General features: G+C 36.1%; 9 protein-coding genes. 4 read left to right on the plus strand and 5 right to left on the minus strand.

Annotated elements, in window-relative coordinates; genetic code table 11:
* Positions 1–19 precede the first annotated feature (19 nt).
* Together GON26_RS08075 and GON26_RS08080 are read right to left on the minus strand one after the other, a co-directional pair.
* Positions 20–1,372 (minus strand): MFS transporter, encoded by a 1,353-nt coding sequence (locus tag GON26_RS08075; RefSeq protein ID WP_160374325.1) that lies wholly within the window; start codon positions 1,370–1,372, stop codon positions 20–22.
* 177 nt (positions 1,373–1,549) lie between these two features.
* On the minus strand, positions 1,550–2,581 hold the full coding sequence (locus tag GON26_RS08080) for a LacI family DNA-binding transcriptional regulator (protein ID WP_160374326.1): 1,032 nt from the start codon (positions 2,579–2,581) through the stop codon (positions 1,550–1,552).
* Positions 2,582–2,817: 236 nt separating this feature from the next.
* On the opposite strand from GON26_RS08080, the gene GON26_RS08085 reads away from it, so the two are divergent.
* Genes GON26_RS08085 through GON26_RS08100 form a run of 4 tightly spaced genes read left to right on the plus strand, consistent with a single transcriptional unit; the run spans position 2,818 to position 11,502 of the window.
* The gene (locus GON26_RS08085) at positions 2,818–5,790 is read left to right on the plus strand and encodes a SusC/RagA family TonB-linked outer membrane protein (RefSeq protein ID WP_160374327.1); all 2,973 of its coding nucleotides are present in this window, start codon (positions 2,818–2,820) and stop codon (positions 5,788–5,790) included.
* 38 nt (positions 5,791–5,828) lie between these two features.
* On the plus strand, positions 5,829–7,436 hold the full coding sequence (locus tag GON26_RS08090) for a RagB/SusD family nutrient uptake outer membrane protein (protein WP_160374328.1): 1,608 nt from the start codon (positions 5,829–5,831) through the stop codon (positions 7,434–7,436).
* Positions 7,437–7,461: 25 nt separating this feature from the next.
* A complete protein-coding gene (locus GON26_RS08095) occupies positions 7,462–8,571 on the plus strand; it encodes a SusE domain-containing protein (protein WP_160374329.1) in 1,110 nt (369 codons plus the stop codon).
* A gap of 60 nt (positions 8,572–8,631) precedes the next feature.
* Entirely contained in the window at positions 8,632–11,502 is a 2,871-nt protein-coding gene (locus GON26_RS08100; RefSeq protein WP_160374330.1) for an alpha-amylase family glycosyl hydrolase, read from the plus strand.
* Between the two features lie 58 nt (positions 11,503–11,560).
* Here the strand turns inward: GON26_RS08100 and GON26_RS08105 are convergent, their stop codons facing one another.
* The 3 genes from GON26_RS08105 to GON26_RS08115 form a co-directional block, all read right to left on the minus strand.
* On the minus strand, positions 11,561–11,785 hold the full coding sequence (locus GON26_RS08105; protein ID WP_160374331.1) for a DUF6814 family protein: 225 nt from the start codon (positions 11,783–11,785) through the stop codon (positions 11,561–11,563).
* A gap of 10 nt (positions 11,786–11,795) precedes the next feature.
* Positions 11,796–13,292: an MFS transporter gene (locus tag GON26_RS08110; protein ID WP_160374332.1), complete on the minus strand. Its 1,497-nt coding sequence runs from the start codon at positions 13,290–13,292 to the stop codon at positions 11,796–11,798.
* 326 nt (positions 13,293–13,618) lie between these two features.
* On the minus strand, positions 13,619–16,009 hold the full coding sequence (locus tag GON26_RS08115; protein ID WP_160374333.1) for an arylsulfatase: 2,391 nt from the start codon (positions 16,007–16,009) through the stop codon (positions 13,619–13,621).
* Positions 16,010–16,046: the final 37 nt, after the last annotated feature.

The raw sequence follows: 16,046 nt of genomic DNA on the forward strand, positions 1-16,046 counted from the left end.
TATTAGAAATAGGTCTTTATTATTTTTGAACAGTGTCATCTACATCTTTTACTTTATATACTAAAAGAGCGGCGATTAAAAAACTAACTCCACTTGTAATTAAAGCATAAATGGCATCACCATTGTAAAGATATTTTACAATTGGACCTCCAATTAGTGCATTTATAATTTGAGGGATAACTACAAAAAAGTTGAAAATCCCCATATAAACGCCCATTTTTTTAGGTGCTATTGAGCCTGCAAGAATTGCATAAGGCATGGCCAAAATACTTGCCCAGGCAACTCCGATTAAAATCATTGGAAGAACAACCCAGTCTTCATTAGGCATAAAATAAATGGATATTAATCCTATTCCTCCAATAATCAATGAAAGGGCATGAGTTGCTTTTCGTCCAATTTTTTTGGCGATGTATGGCAAGAAAAATAGCGCGATAATGGCAGAAACTAAATTATAAACGCCGAACAGAATTCCGACCCAGTCTCCTGCGTCCTGATATTGCTGACTTGAAGTATCATTTAATGGCAGTCCGTAAATATGATGGGCAATTGCCGGAGTTGTAAAAACCCACATTCCGAATAATCCAAACCAGGAAAAAAACTGTACCCAACTTAGCTGACGCATAGTGGTTGGCATTTTTGCAAAATCTGTAAAAATGTCTGTCAGTTTTGATTTTTCTTCAGAAGGAACATCTGATTCACTTTGAGGATCTTCAAAATTAGCTAATTCTTGCGGAGTATATTCTTTAGTTGTAAAAAGCGTAACTAATATTGAACCAATTAAAACCACAGCTCCAATGATAAATGATAATTTCAGATTTAAAGGAATACTTCCGGGAACGGCATTGTTAGAAATGTGAAAATAATTGGTTAATACATAAGGTAAAGCCGAACCAATTACAGCTCCAAAACCAATTAATGAAGTTTGGATGCTGAATCCTGCAGTACGCTGATCTGTTCTCAAATTATCACCTACCAAAGCACGAAATGGCTCCATGGCAATATTGAAAGAAGCATCCATAATCATTAACATTCCGGCACCAACCCATAATGCAGGTAAAACTGAAATGAAAATATTAGCCTGAGGCATTAGTATCAAACCAACGGATGCTAAAACAGCACCTACCAGAAAAAAGGGCTTTCGTCTGCCAAATCGTCCCCAGGTTTTGTCACTGTAATGACCAATAACTGGCTGCACTATTAATCCCATCAAAGGAGCAATAATCCAGAACCATGACAGCTGATGCACTTCGGCACCAAAAATTTGAAGAATTTTACTAGCGTTTGCATTTTGTAATGCAAATCCCATCTGTATTCCTAAGAAACCGAAACTCATGTTCCAAATTTCCCAGAAACTTAATTTACGCTTTTCCATTATCGTAATTTAGAAAAATTATACGATAAGCGCTTTGCTTATCAAAACTTACTGTTTTTTTCGAAGTAAAAGTAAAAGCCTTGACGGTTGTAAAAGTAGTATTTATTTTTTTAATACCGCCAAAAAAAAAGCCACAAATGTTATTTGTGGCTTCAGAAAATATTGATTTTAAGATTTTTAGTCAGTAGATTCTCTTTTTATAAGATGTGTTTCGATGACTTCGGTGGTGTAATTTTCGTTTTCTTCCTCATCATCGTCATGTTCGGCTTCTAGTCTTTCGATAAGCATTTTAGCCGCTTTATTACCCATTTTTTCGCCACTCTGACTTACCGTAGTGATGGTTGGGGTAGAGTATTTGGAGATAATTCCATCAGTAAAAGCAATTACGGCCAGATCTTCAGGAACTTTTAGCCCCATTTTATTGGCAGTTTTAATAATCGTTACGGCAAAAAGCTCATTAACAGCAAAAACGGCATCAAAAGCCCTGTCGTGCAATAGCTGACCAATCGTGATTTCGCAGGTATCGACATCCTCAATTTTGATGATTAAATCTTCATTAAAAGGTAATCCGTTGTCCAGAAGTGCTTTTTCGTAACCATCTGTTCTCAATTTTCCGACACTCACATAATCAACAGTTGTTACCAGAGCAATCTTTTTTCTTCCATTGTCAATCAAACTCTGAACGGCTTCGTAAGCGGCAGCTTTATCATCAATAATGACTTTATCACATAGAATATCATTGGTTACACGGTCGAACATGACCACTGGCATTCCCTGATTGATTACTTCTGTAATGTGGTGAAAATCACCTTTGTACTGGGTTTCTTTAGAAAGTGACATGATAAAACCATCGATGCTTCCGTTGGCCAACATCTCCATATTTAGTACTTCTTTATCAAAAGAATCATCAGATAAACAAATCACAACACTGTAACCGTGTTCGTTCGCAACCTGCTCAATTCCGTTGATTACGGTAGAGAAAAAATAATGTACAATTTCCGGAATGATAATACCAATACTCTTTGTTTTTCGGTTTTTTAAGCTAAGCGCAATATTGTTGGGTTTATAATTGTAAAACTTGGCAAAAGCCTGGACTTTCAGACGTGTTTCTTCTCCAATTTCAAGACTGTTTCTTAGTGATTTTGAGACAGTTGAAATTGACACATCAAGTTCCTTTGCAATCTGTTTTAGGGTTATTTTGCGTTTCATAGTAGTAATTTGGAAAAAATCTATTTGTTAATAAAGATAACTTTTATTTTACGATTTGATAATTTTTGGCTTAAAAGATTACAAAAAAAAGAAAGTTTTCAACACTATCACGTTTTCGTAAACCAATAAAAAAGGTCTCCTGTTGAGCGTGTTAATAAATTCCTAATTTTGAAATTCGAAGTAAAATTAAAAACTTAACTAACAATCACAAACTCAAACTAATTTAAACAAAAAGTATGAAAACAATTTACAAAAAGTTGTTATTTTTATTCCTACTGTTGCCATTTACGGTGTTAGCTCAAAACACTGTAAACGGAATTGTCCTTGATAAATCAGGACAGCCAATTCCAGGAGTAAATATAAATGTACAAGGAGCTCCAGGTGGTGCCTCAACTGATTTTGATGGAAAATTTCAGTTATCTAATGTAAAAAACGGAGACAAAATTCTAGTTTCTTATATTGGTTACAAAACTTCAACCATCAATTATTCTGGGCAAAAAACACTAAACGTTGTTTTAGAAGAAGATTCTAATGAGCTGAAAGAGGTTGTAGTACAGGTAGGTTATGGTACAGTTAAAAAGAAGGATGCTACGGGTTCTGTGTCTCAAATTTCTGCAAAGGAATTTAACAAAGGAATCAACGTAACACCAGAAAGCTTAATTAGCGGACGTATCTCGGGTGTAAACGTAACTGGAGGTGGAGCGCCTGGAGCAAAAGCGGATATTCGTATTCGTGGAGGTTCTTCATTAAATGCTTCAAATGAACCATTAATCGTTTTAGATGGTTTGCCATTAAGTAATGCTACTCCTAGTGGAGCTACAAGTATTCTTTCTACCATTGATCCTAATGATATCGAATCTTTTACGGTTCTAAAAGATGCATCTGCAGCTGCTATTTATGGATCCAGAGCAGCAAATGGTGTAATTGTAATTACTACTAAAAAAGGAACTAAAGGTGGTATTAAAGTTAATTTTAGCTCTCAGGTTGGTATTAATACTGTTGCAAATACTGTAGATGTAATGAGTGCAGATCAATATCGTTCTTTTGTAAACGAAAATGGAACTGCGGCTCAACAAGCATTATTAGGTAATGCAAATACAAATTGGCAAGACGAAATTTTTCATACGTCTCTTACAACAAACAATAATATTTCGGTAAGTGGTGCTTTGTTTGATAAATTACCTGTAAGATTATCTGTTGGTAATGTTGATAATGCAGGTATTCTTAGAAATACTGATTTTGAAAGAACTACAACATCATTATCGTTAAATCCGGTTTTGTTTGATAATCACTTAAAAATTGATATTAGCGGAAATTTGTCTTTTGGAAAAAACAGATTCCAAGATGAAGGAGCGATTATTGGAAGTGCTATAGGTTTTGATCCGACTCAGCCAGTTTATGACGCTAATTCACGCTACGGAGGTTATTTTGAATGGTTAGAGCCAAATGGAAACTTACCTTTATTACCAGCTAGAAATCCTGTTGCGAGATTGAATCAGGATGAGAGAAGAGCCACTTCTACCAGAAAATGGGGTAATATTAGATTGGATTATAAACTTCACTTTTTTGAAGATTTAAGAGTTGTGGCTGAAGCTGGTATCGATAGATTTGATAGCAGTGGATATACAGAGGTAAGTACTCTAAGTGCTTTAGGATATCAGCCAAATGCTTTTAGCTCTGGTAACTGGGTTAATTTCGGGAACTATTCTAGTTATACAGATGCCCGTCAAAACAAAAACTTAAATACATATTTAAACTATGTTAAAGATTTAGGTAAATTTAAAATTGATGCAACTGCTGGTTATAATTACCAATTATTTGAAAGAGTTGGGTACTCGTCAGGAGAAACAAGACAGCCAACTCCAAACGAAGATGTTGCAACCGATCCAGACATTAACTTACAATCGTATTTTGGTCGTTTGAATTTAGGGTATGATAGCCGTTATTTATTGACTTTGAATTATAGAAGAGACGGAACTTCTCGTTTCTCAGAAGATAACAGATGGGGAAATTTTGCGGGTGGTGCTTTTGCATGGAATGTATCTGAAGAAGCTTTCTTAAAAGATAATGAAACACTTTCAACTTTAAAATTAAGAGTGGGTTACGGAACTACTGGTCAGCAAGATATTTCGGCTCAGTATGATTATTTAAGAAGAGTAACTCTAGGAACAATCAATTCTCAATATATTTTTGGTAATACCATTTATTCAACAGCAAGACCTGAAGGATATAATGAAAATATCAAATGGGAAGAATTGGCTGAGATGAACGTAGGTATCGATTACGGATTCTTTAATGATAGAATTACGGGTTCGATTAACTATTTTGATAAAAAATCAACTGATTTATTAGCTGACATTGCTGTTCCTGATGGTGCAAACTTAAGAAATCAGGGTTTCTTTAATATTGGTAGTGTAAGAACCAAAGGTGTTGAGTTTAGTATCGCTTCTGATATCGTGAAAAATGACAACCTGACTTGGAATGTAGCTTTTAATACTACGTATATTGATCAAAAAATTTCAGAGTTAGGAATTACAGTTCCTGGATTTCAAGGTTACTTAGCAGGTGATAATATTGCTGGAGGAAATGGAAATAAGGTTCAAATTAACTCAGTAGGATTTACACCAAACTCCTTTTTTGTTTATGAGCAATTATATGATGCTAACAAAAGACCAATTGCTGGAGCATATGTTGACAGAAATGGAGACGGAAAAATCGATGCTGGAGATCGTTACAGATACCACAAGCCAGCACCAGATTATACATTTGGTTTATTCTCTACTTTAAACTACAAGAAATTTGATTTTACAATGAACTGGAGAGCTAGTTTAGGAAATTACATTTTTGATAACGTAAGTTCTAATTTAGGATACTCTGATGCTGGATTAAGAAGACAAACTGATTTGTCTAACGTAAGTTCAGATTACTATAATACTGGTTTTAAATTTGAGGATAATGGTACACAACGTTATCTATCTAATTACTTCGTAAAAGATGCTTCTTTTATCAAATTAGATAACGTAACTGTTGGTTATACACTTGATAAAGCATTATTAAAAGCAGCTTCTTTGAGATTTACAGCTGGAGTTCAGAATGTTTTGATATTAACAAAATATGATGGTTTGGATCCAGAGAAATTCAACGGAATTGACAATAATGTTTATCCAAGAGCCAGAACTTTCTTGTTCGGAGTAAATGCCAATTTCTAACTAGTAGATTGAAAAACAAAATTTTAAAAATAAACAAAATGAAAATATCATTTAAATATATATCTTATTTTTTCCTATTCATTTTAGGATTAAGTATGACGCTTACTTCGTGTACGAGCGACTTAGATGTGACGCCAGGCGATGATGATGAGTTTTTATCTGAAACTTTTTTTCAGGATCCTGCATCGTACAAACAAGTTTTAGCAAAATTATACGCTGGTTTGTATGTAGGAGGTAATGATGGTGATGGTTCTGCCGATATTGCCGGACTAAGTGGAGATTTTAGTAGTTATTTGCGTTTGCTTTTTGTAACACAGGAGTTTACTACTGATGAAGCTATTATTGCTTGGGCAGATGGTACTTTACCAACATTAAATACGCAAACCTGGTCACCAGCAAATGAATTTTTGGAAGGAACATTTTCTAGAGCTTTCTACCACATTAGTGTTGCCAATGAGTTTTTGAGACAAACTACAGATGAGAAATTGACAGCCAGAGGTGTTGATGCTAATTTAAAAGCTGAAATAGCAACTTTTAGAGCAGAAGCTCGTTTCTTAAGAGCTTTTTCATACTATAACTTGATGGATTTGTTCGGAAATGTGCCCATTACAACAGAAAATGACCCTGTTGGATTCTTTTATCCAGAACAAAAAACCAGAGCGGAGGTTTTTGCTTTTGTAGAATCTGAATTGAAAGATTTGGATACTAGTTTAGCAGCTTCAAAAACGAATGAATATGGTAGAGTAGATAAAACGGCTGCTAAATTTTTATTAGCACAAGTGTATTTGAATGCACAAGTTTATACTGGCACAGCAAAGTTCAATGAGGCTGCAGCACTATGTAAAGAGATTATCGATAATTCCGGTTATACTTTCGCAGAAGTACCTTATGGGGATTTATTTTCTGCTGATAATAATAGAAATGGAGCTCAGTCTGAATTTATTTTCCCAATCGTAAGTGACGGAAATGCTATCAGAGCTACAGGAGCCGGAATGAGTTTTATCATGCACGCTTCTATCGGAGGTAGTATGGATGCTGCTTCTCGTGGTATGGATGGTGGATGGCAAGGGATTAGAACTCGCAGAGAGTTTGTAAATCTTTTTCCAGACGAAACCGCAACAGGAGATGCTAGAGGAACATTCTATACAGATGGTCAGGCTTTGGATATTGCTAACGTTGGTACTTTTACTGATGGATATGCTGTAACCAAATACATAAATAAAAATGCAGACGGATCGGCAGCACAAAGAAATGATATTCCAGATATCGATTTTCCAATGTTTAGATTAACAGATGCCTATTTAATGTATGCTGAGTGTGCTGTAAGAGGAGCTACAGGTGCAGATGTTGCAACTGCTTTGGGATATGTAAATAAAATTAGAGAAAGAGCAAATGCTACACCTATTACTACTGCAGCTTTAACACTGGATTTCCTTTTGGATGAAAGAGGAAGAGAATTGTTTTGGGAATGTCACCGTAGAACAGATTTGATTCGTTTTGGAAAATTCACGGGAGGTTCTAAAATCTGGCAATGGAAAGGCGGTACTATGAACGGTACTTCAACAGCTTCTTTTAGAGATTTGATGCCTATACCTGCAAGAAATATTCAAGCAAATCCAACATTAAAACAAAATCCTGGATACTAACTAACCACAAAAAAATAATAAAAACATGAAAAATATATATAAAATTTTATTCGCATTTGTAAGCGTTCTAGCGGTATCATGTAATGCCGACGATGTAGAGGACAGACCAATTATTGAAGCTGTTAACACTCCAGAATTAATTGCTCCAGAATCTGGAAAAACATTTGTTTTAGATGAAGATAATGCAGCTGCAGTTGCAGATCGTTTTGTATGGTCATCAGCAAAATATTCTGATAATGTTGTGGTAACTTATACTTTATTAATGGATAAAAAAGATGGTGATTTTACTGAAGCTAAAACATTGGCTACTACAAGTAATATTACACAAGCCGAAGTGTTGGTTAGAGATTTAAATCAAGCAGCAATTGATTTAGGAGGAGAAACAGAAGTAGCAGCTTTGTATGATGTGAAAGTAATGTCAAGTGTTTCAGGAGGAGTACCAATGACATCTGAGTCATTAATTTCTATTAGTGTTACTCCTTATTCTGGAAGGGTTGATTATGACTTTGAAGAATGGTATTTAGTGGGTGATGCTTCTGTAGCTGGTTGGAATAATAATAATGGAAATCAAATATTATTCAGAAGCGCTACAAACCCTAAAGAATATAAGTTTACAGGTTTCTTTAAAGCTGGAGCTTTTAAAACAATTAAAAATTTAGGAAATTGGGCACCAATGTATGGTGGGGCCGATGGAAGTCTTGTTTATAGAGGAACAGAAGCTGATCCAGATCCGGCAAGTTTTGTTATTGCTGCTGATGGTTTCTATACATTCACAATGAATATTGAAACATTAACTTATACATTGGTAGCTTATGATGCTTCAGCTGCAGCTACATATTCTACGGTAGGAATTATTGGTAGTAGTACAGCAGGAGGCTGGGATGCTTCAACAGCTATGACTCAATCTACTTTTGATGCTCATATCTGGTCTCTAGGAGTTACTCCATTGAACAATGGTGAGCTTAAATTTAGAGCAAATGATGCTTGGGATGTTTCTTGGGGAGCTTCAACACCTTTTACAGGGGTAGGTTCTACGGCAGGAGGAAGCCCTAATATTCCAGTAGAAAAATCTAAATATGTAATTTATTTCAATGATTTAGATGGAAGTTATTTAATGATACCTAATCAAGAATAATTTATTATAAGTTTAAAAGGGCTATCTGCGGATAGCCCTTTTTTAATAAACAATACAACTATGAAAAAAACATTACTATTAATCTTCCTTTTGTTTTCGGCAATTACATTTGCTCAAATACAAACGGCAACTTATTCTGTAAGTCCATCAACTTTCGAGGAAAATACTTCCATCACCATTACTATAAATGGTAGCAGTATCAACGAAGGTACTTGGGCTGTTACAGGAAATGCTTTGTATCTATGGGCTTGGGCTTTTGATACGAATGACACGACTCAAAAAGGAACGCCTTTAAATGGTTCTTGGGAGGCATCTGATGAAGCAAGTAAGTTTACTTACAATGCAGGGACAGATACTTATACCAAAACAATTACACCAACAACCTATTATAATACAACAGGAATTGGTAAAATTGGGTTTTTAATTAAAGCCAAAAACGGAACAGGCGATAAAAAATCGCAGGACATTCTGGTTGAAGTAGGTTCTTTTCAGGTAAATCTTACTGCCCCAACTGAAAACAGTGCGACTATTTTAGCCTCTGGTTCTAGTTTTAATATTGCAGCTAACAATACAAACGGAGTGGCCAGTTATACTTTAAAAGCAAACGGCACTTCAATTAACACCAATGCGAGTACCTCAAACTATTCCTATACAGCGACCAATATTACGACCAATCAAAATTTTGAATTGTCTGTTGTGCAGGGTACTGTAACCATCAGCAAAAAGTTTTCGGTTATTGTAAATCCAAATACGGTTTCTCAGGCTATGCCAGCGGGTTTAGTTGACGGAATTAATTACAACGCGACAGATGTAACCAAAGCTACTTTGGTTTTAGATGCGCCGCTAAAAGATTTTGTGTATGTTGCTGGAAGCTTCAACAATTGGCAGCCAACTTCGGCCTATGCGATGAAAAAAGATCCAACTTCGGGTAAATTCTGGTTAGAACTTACCGGATTGGTTTCTGGAGTAAATAACACCTATCAGTATTGGGTGGTAGATGCAACACCATTGGCTAATTCGCCTTCTATGGTAAAAACAGCTGACCCGTATTCAACTTTAGTATTGTCTCCTTTTGATGATGCTAACATTCCTGCTGCTAGTTACCCGAATATGCCGGTGTATCCAACAGGACAAAATTTTGAAGTTACTGTTCTTAAAACGGGACAGACTCCTTATAATTGGCAGGTGACTAACTTCACTAAACCAGCAAAAGAAAAATTGGTTGTTTATGAAGTATTGGTTCGTGATTTTGATGCGAAAAGAAGTTACCAGAGTTTGATTGACAGAATTGATTATTTTAAAAATTTAAAAGTAAACGCAATTCAGTTAATGCCGGTAATGGAGTTTGAAGGTAATGAAAGCTGGGGTTATAATACCTCTTTTCACATGGCTTTGGATAAGTTTTACGGCACATCGGACAAGCTAAAAGAATTTATTGATTTATGTCATCAAAACGGAATTGCCGTTATTCTTGATGTAGCATTAAACCATGCTTTTGGTAGAAACCCAATGGTCAGAATGTGGATGAACGATCCTGATAAAGACGGTTTTGGATCGCCAACTACTGAGAATCCATACTTTAATACGGTTGCAAAACACAGTTATAATGTTGGGGAAGATTTTAATCATCAACAACTACGAACTCAGAATTATGTAAAAAGAGTGGTCAAACAATGGATTGAAGAGTACAAAATTGACGGTTTACGTTGGGATTTAACCAAAGGTTTTACACAAAATTGTACTGCCAGTGATGAGTCTTGTACAAATGCTTTGCAGCAAGACAGAATAGATGTTTTGAAATCGTATGCCGATTATTCGTGGGGGCTTGATCCTACGCATTATGCCATCTTTGAGCATTTAGGTACAGATGCTGAGGAAAAACAATGGGCAGATTATAGAGTTACAGAATCACCTAGCAAAGGGATTATGATGTGGGGAAAAATGACTGATCCCTACAACGAATTGTCTATGGGATATACCAGTAATATTTATAAAATGACTAGCGCAAGTCGCGGATTTACTGCAAATCGTCTGATGGGTTATGCAGAAAGTCATGACGAAGAACGTTTGATGTATAAAAACCTACAATACGGAAATTCTGCAAATTCTGCACATAACGTAAAAACTTTGGATATTGCATTGTCAAGAATGTCAGCTATCGGGGCTGTTTCGTTATTGATTCCCGGACCAAAAATGATCTGGCATTTTGGAGATTTAGGTTGGGAGCAATCTATTTTTACTTGTAATAACGGTACTGTAAACACAAGTAGCGACGCAACTACTGGTGATTGCAAACTAGATACTAAACCTCAGCCACAATGGACAGGGAACTGGTTAGGGAATTCAAGCAGAAGCAAAATCTACAATGATTGGGCGAAGATGATCACGATGAAAACAACAGAGCCGGTTTTCTTAGGAACACCTACAATTGCCAATACAAGCTCGTTGTATGTCAATATCAAAATCACAAACAGCAGTCTGGCTTCGACTCAGTTAAAAGACGTTTTGATTTTAGCCAATTTTAATGTTACGGCACAAAATCTTGCAACGGGTTTTCCTTATACAGGAACGTGGTACAACCTGATGGATAATACCACTATAGAGGTTACAAATGTTGCCACTCCTATAAATATTCCTCCGGGAGAATTCAGAATTTACGGAAACAAAGTAGCCAGCCTGGCGATTGAAGATTTTGAAAAAGGGAATACAATTAGTTTGTTTCCAAATCCGGTTGCGGCTTATTTTACTTTAAATGTAGCGGCGGCAAAAGTGGAGGTTTATTCGTTATCCGGCCAATTGGTGAAGAGTTTTGAACCAAAAGGAAATCAGGAATTTCAATTTGGCGTAAGCGAACTAAAAACCGGAATTTATGTTGTAAAAGCAATTGATGAGAATGATAACGTTCAGGTAATGAAATTTATCAAAAAATAATATTTTTGGTTAGTAATTTGAAAAGGCTGTCTTGCAATATAGACAGCCTTTTTTATTTCTATTTTTTATTGTTATACTCTCCAATTAATGCGTAGTAACCAAAGACTCCCATGCCTACCACAATCAAAGGAGTAAGGATAAACAGTATAATGATTCCAAATACTAAATCTTCTTGTTGGTCAGACAGAAACTTGGGTAAACCAAATTCAAATACACAAAAATAGGCGGCAGCAATGGCTAGTAGAATCCAGATAATGCCTAAAAGTTGTTTCAATAAATTCATTTTTAGCAAATTAAAGGTGAGTAGTTTTATTTTTATTATCTATATAAATTAATCCAATTACAAAACACACTGAGGCTATGATGATAGGATACCAAAGCCCATCCAGATAGTAATCGCTTTTGCCGGATGCTTTGGCATGTGTTACAAAATAGGTGGAAATAGCCGGAAGTAAACCACCAAAAATTCCATTTCCTACATGGTAAGGCAAAGACATCGATGTATATCTGATTTTTGTTGGAAACATTTCAACTAGAAAAGCAGCAATAGGCCCATATACCATGGTCACAAATAAAACCTGAACAAAGACCAAGAATATCAAGGCCCATTTGTCTTGCAGATTAATCGTAATCGACTTAGTGATCTGAGGTTCTTTTTTATGGGCAAAATGAGTCTTTTTCTCTATTAAAAATGTACCATCATTGTAGGTTTTCTGCGTAGTATAAATAGAATCTTTATCCTTATTGATCTCCAGGTTTTGTTTTGTTTCAGAGAGAAGTTCTGTTTTAAGAGCCAGATCTGTTGTCTCATACATCGTTCTGTAAATAGGTCTGTACAATAGGATAGCCAATAACATTCCGCCTAGCATAATATATTTTCGGCCTACTTTATCACTCAGCCATCCAAAGACAATAAAAAACGGAGTTCCTAATAACAACGCAATTCCCAGTAACTCATCTACCTGCGATGAATCGATATTCATAACAGTCTTCATGAAACTCATGGCATAAAACTGACCGGTGTACCAAACAACGCCCTGCCCCATAGTTGCTCCAAATAGTGCCAGCAATACAAACTTTAAATTATAGCGATTCCCGAAACTTTCCTTCAGCGGATTAGCACTGGTGGTACCTTCTTTTTTTGCCTTAGCAAATACAGGAGATTCATCCATGTTTTTCCTGATGAGGTACGAAACACCTACCATTACGATAGAAACCCAAAAAGGAACACGCCATCCCCAGGTATCAAAATCTTCGGGAGTAAGGATATTTTTAGTAGCCAGAATTACCATCAACGAAATAAATAATCCAACGGTGGCTGTAGTCTGAATCCAGGATGTCCAATAGCCTTTTTGACCCGCAGGAGAGTGCTCAGCTACGTAGGTTGCAGCTCCGCCATATTCGCCGCCAAGAGCCAAACCCTGAAGCAGACGTAATAACAATACCAATACAGGAGCCATAAAGCCAATAGTATCATAACTAGGGATACAGCCTATCAAAAAAGTAGAACCGCCCATTAATAATAAAGTAGCCATGAAGGTATATTTTCTTCCAATGATGTCTCCTAATCTTCCAAAGAATAAAGCACCAAAAGGACGTACTACAAAACCGGCAGCAAAAGTAGCAAGAGTAGATAAAAAGGCAGCGGTAGGATTGTCACTAGGGAAGAACTTGGTTGAAATCACGACGGCTAAACTTCCGAAAATATAGAAATCATACCATTCGATCATTGTGCCCATTGAGGAGGCGGAAATTACTTTCCAAATGCCTTTCGTAGAATCTTTACTCATATATGCTATTGTGTTTTTGGCAACAAATAAAATTATAAAATATTAGTTTACTAATATAAGAGTTATTTGTTTACCTATTCAATACTTTTTTAACAATCTGTATTTATTTGTTGACAGACAATTTAAAATTGTTGAGACTAATGTTTAAAGGTGACAGAAATAGTTTTATGAAAGTAATATTGGTGTCATTTGCCAAATAAACCAACATTAGTTTGTAAAGTGAGCTTAGTTTTATTCCATAAAAAAACTCCTTAATTGCTTAAGGAGTTTTTGCTTTTTAATAGTATATAGATACAATCTACGTAGCTCTTTTGTTTATGTTACTATTATCCTTTCGGTAGCGTGATTGTAACTTTTTCAATTTCTCCCTGAAAGAAAAATGGAGCATCATAATCTCTGGTTATAGGAGTACCAAAATCTTCCCCTACATCTAAAGTTTCATCAGCTGAGAAACGACTCGGAATTGTTCTGGCAATATCTCCTTCTGCTACTTTATTTCCATCTACTAAAATAGTAGCTTTTGCCGGTTTACCAGCTCCGCCACCTGCATAATCAAATTTCAAAAGAATAGTGTGTTTACCAGCTGTTAAAGCTGTTGGAGATTGAATTGTCCATTTGTGTTCTGGGTAATGTGAAAAAGCATAAGAGAATGTTGGTTTTCCTTTTTGCAGCATTAAAGCTAAACCTCCAAAATATCCACCTTGCGTAACAATCATACCTTCTTCACCTGCTTTTACTTCTACTTCTGCAGTAATGGTGAAAGAAGTATTTTTCATATTTGGCGCCATACCTTCCGTAATACGTGAATTACCTTCATGATAAACAAACTCATTTCTTCCTTTGTTTAAGTTCGGACGGTTTTCAGGATTTACTCTGTCGATATAACGGTCATCAAAAGGGAATACTTTATATTTTGCAGCTTCAGCCATAAAAGCGGCCTGCATTTCTTTTAGCTTCTCAGGATTTTTTGCTGCAATATTGTTAGATTGTGTAAAATCTTTTGTTAAGTCATACAATTCCCATTTATAATCTTTTACAGGATCTTCTGATGGTACAGGGTGTCCTTGCCAAGGTAAGTTTTTAGGAGTGGTACTTGCCATCCACCCATCTTTATAAATAGCTCTATTGGCAATTACTTCAAAATATTGGGTCGTATGTGTTTCAGGTGCGTTTGCATTATCAAAAGAGTACACCAAACTTGTTCCTGCCATTGGCTCTTGTTTAAAACCATCTACACTTTTTGGAGCAGGTATGTTTGCTGCTTCCAGAATGGTCGGAACAATATCTGTAATATGAGCAAACTGGCTACGAACTTGTCCTGTTTGTTTGATTCTTGCTGGCCAGGAAATAACCATCCCTGTACGGCTACCACCTAAATGCGATGCAATTTTTTTATCCCATTGGTAAGGTGCATTCATGGCATGTGCCCAGCTTTGAGAATAATGTTCAGCTTGCCAGGCTCCTCCAAATTCATCTAAATGTTTTAGCATATATTCTTCTGTATCTACCAGACCATTTGCTAATACCCCTAATTCACTAGTTAATCCGTAACCTGTAGGGTCTTCAGCACTGGCACCATTATCACCCATAATAAAGATAACCATGGTATTGTTTTCTTCTCCTAAATCTTTGATGGTTTCAAGAATTCTTCCAATTTCGTAATCACAATACGCTAACATCGCAGCATATACTTCCATTTCTCTGGCAGCTACTTTTTTCAAACCTGGAGTCAGTTTATCCCATTTTTGATAATCATTTGGGGTAGGAGCTAATTTTGCATCAGCAGGTATAATTCCTAATCTTTTTTGATTTTCATACGTGGCAATACGCTGTTTGTCAAATCCCTGATCAAATTTTCCTTTAAATTTAGCAATCCATTCTTTAGGTGCCTGATGCGGAGCATGTGCTGTTCCTGGTGTATAGTAAGCAAAGAAAGGTTTTTTAGGCGATACTGCTTTTTGAGTCTGAATCCAATGGATGGCGTGATCGGCTAAATCTTTGTCTAAGATATAATCTTCATCCACTTTTCCATCTTTCAAATACGGATCGATAGGTTTTGTGTTTTCCATAATTGCAGGTCTAAACTGATGGGCATCTGCTCCAAGGAAACCATAGAAATATTCGAAACCTAAACCGGTTGGCCATAGATTGAAAGGACCTGCTGGTGATGACTGCCAGTCTGGTACATTATGATTTTTACCAAACCATGAAGTTCCATAACCATTATCTGTTAATATTTTACCTATAGTAGCTACACTTTTCGGCACTAAACTGTTGTAGCCAGGAAATGGAGTTGAGAACTCCATAATGATACCTGTTGCGGCTGTATGGTGATTTCTACCTGTAATAAGTGCTGCTCTTGAAGGAGAACAAACTGCAGTAGTATGAAAACGATTGTATTTTAATCCGTTTGCTGCAAGCGCATCAAAGTTGGGTGTCGGGATAGGTCCTCCAAAAGCAGAACTGGCACCAAAACCAACATCATCAATCATAATCAACAAGACATTTGGAGCACCTTCTGGAGCACCAATTTCTTTTGGCCAGTCAATTTTGTCCGAATCTTTAATGGTAGGAGCTATTTTTCCCACTTTTTGATAGGGCTCAATAGGCAAAACTGTTCTGTCAGGCCAGTTTTGAGAAGATGTAGTTTCCTGCGCATTCATTGCGGTAAAAGAAAATACAGCTATAAATCCTGTAAGTAAAAAGTTTTTTTTCATAAGGTTATTATTTATTAATTAATCAATAGTATAGATT

Source organism: Flavobacterium hydrocarbonoxydans (assembly GCF_009789235.1).
Lineage (GTDB): Bacteria > Bacteroidota > Bacteroidia > Flavobacteriales > Flavobacteriaceae > Flavobacterium > Flavobacterium hydrocarbonoxydans.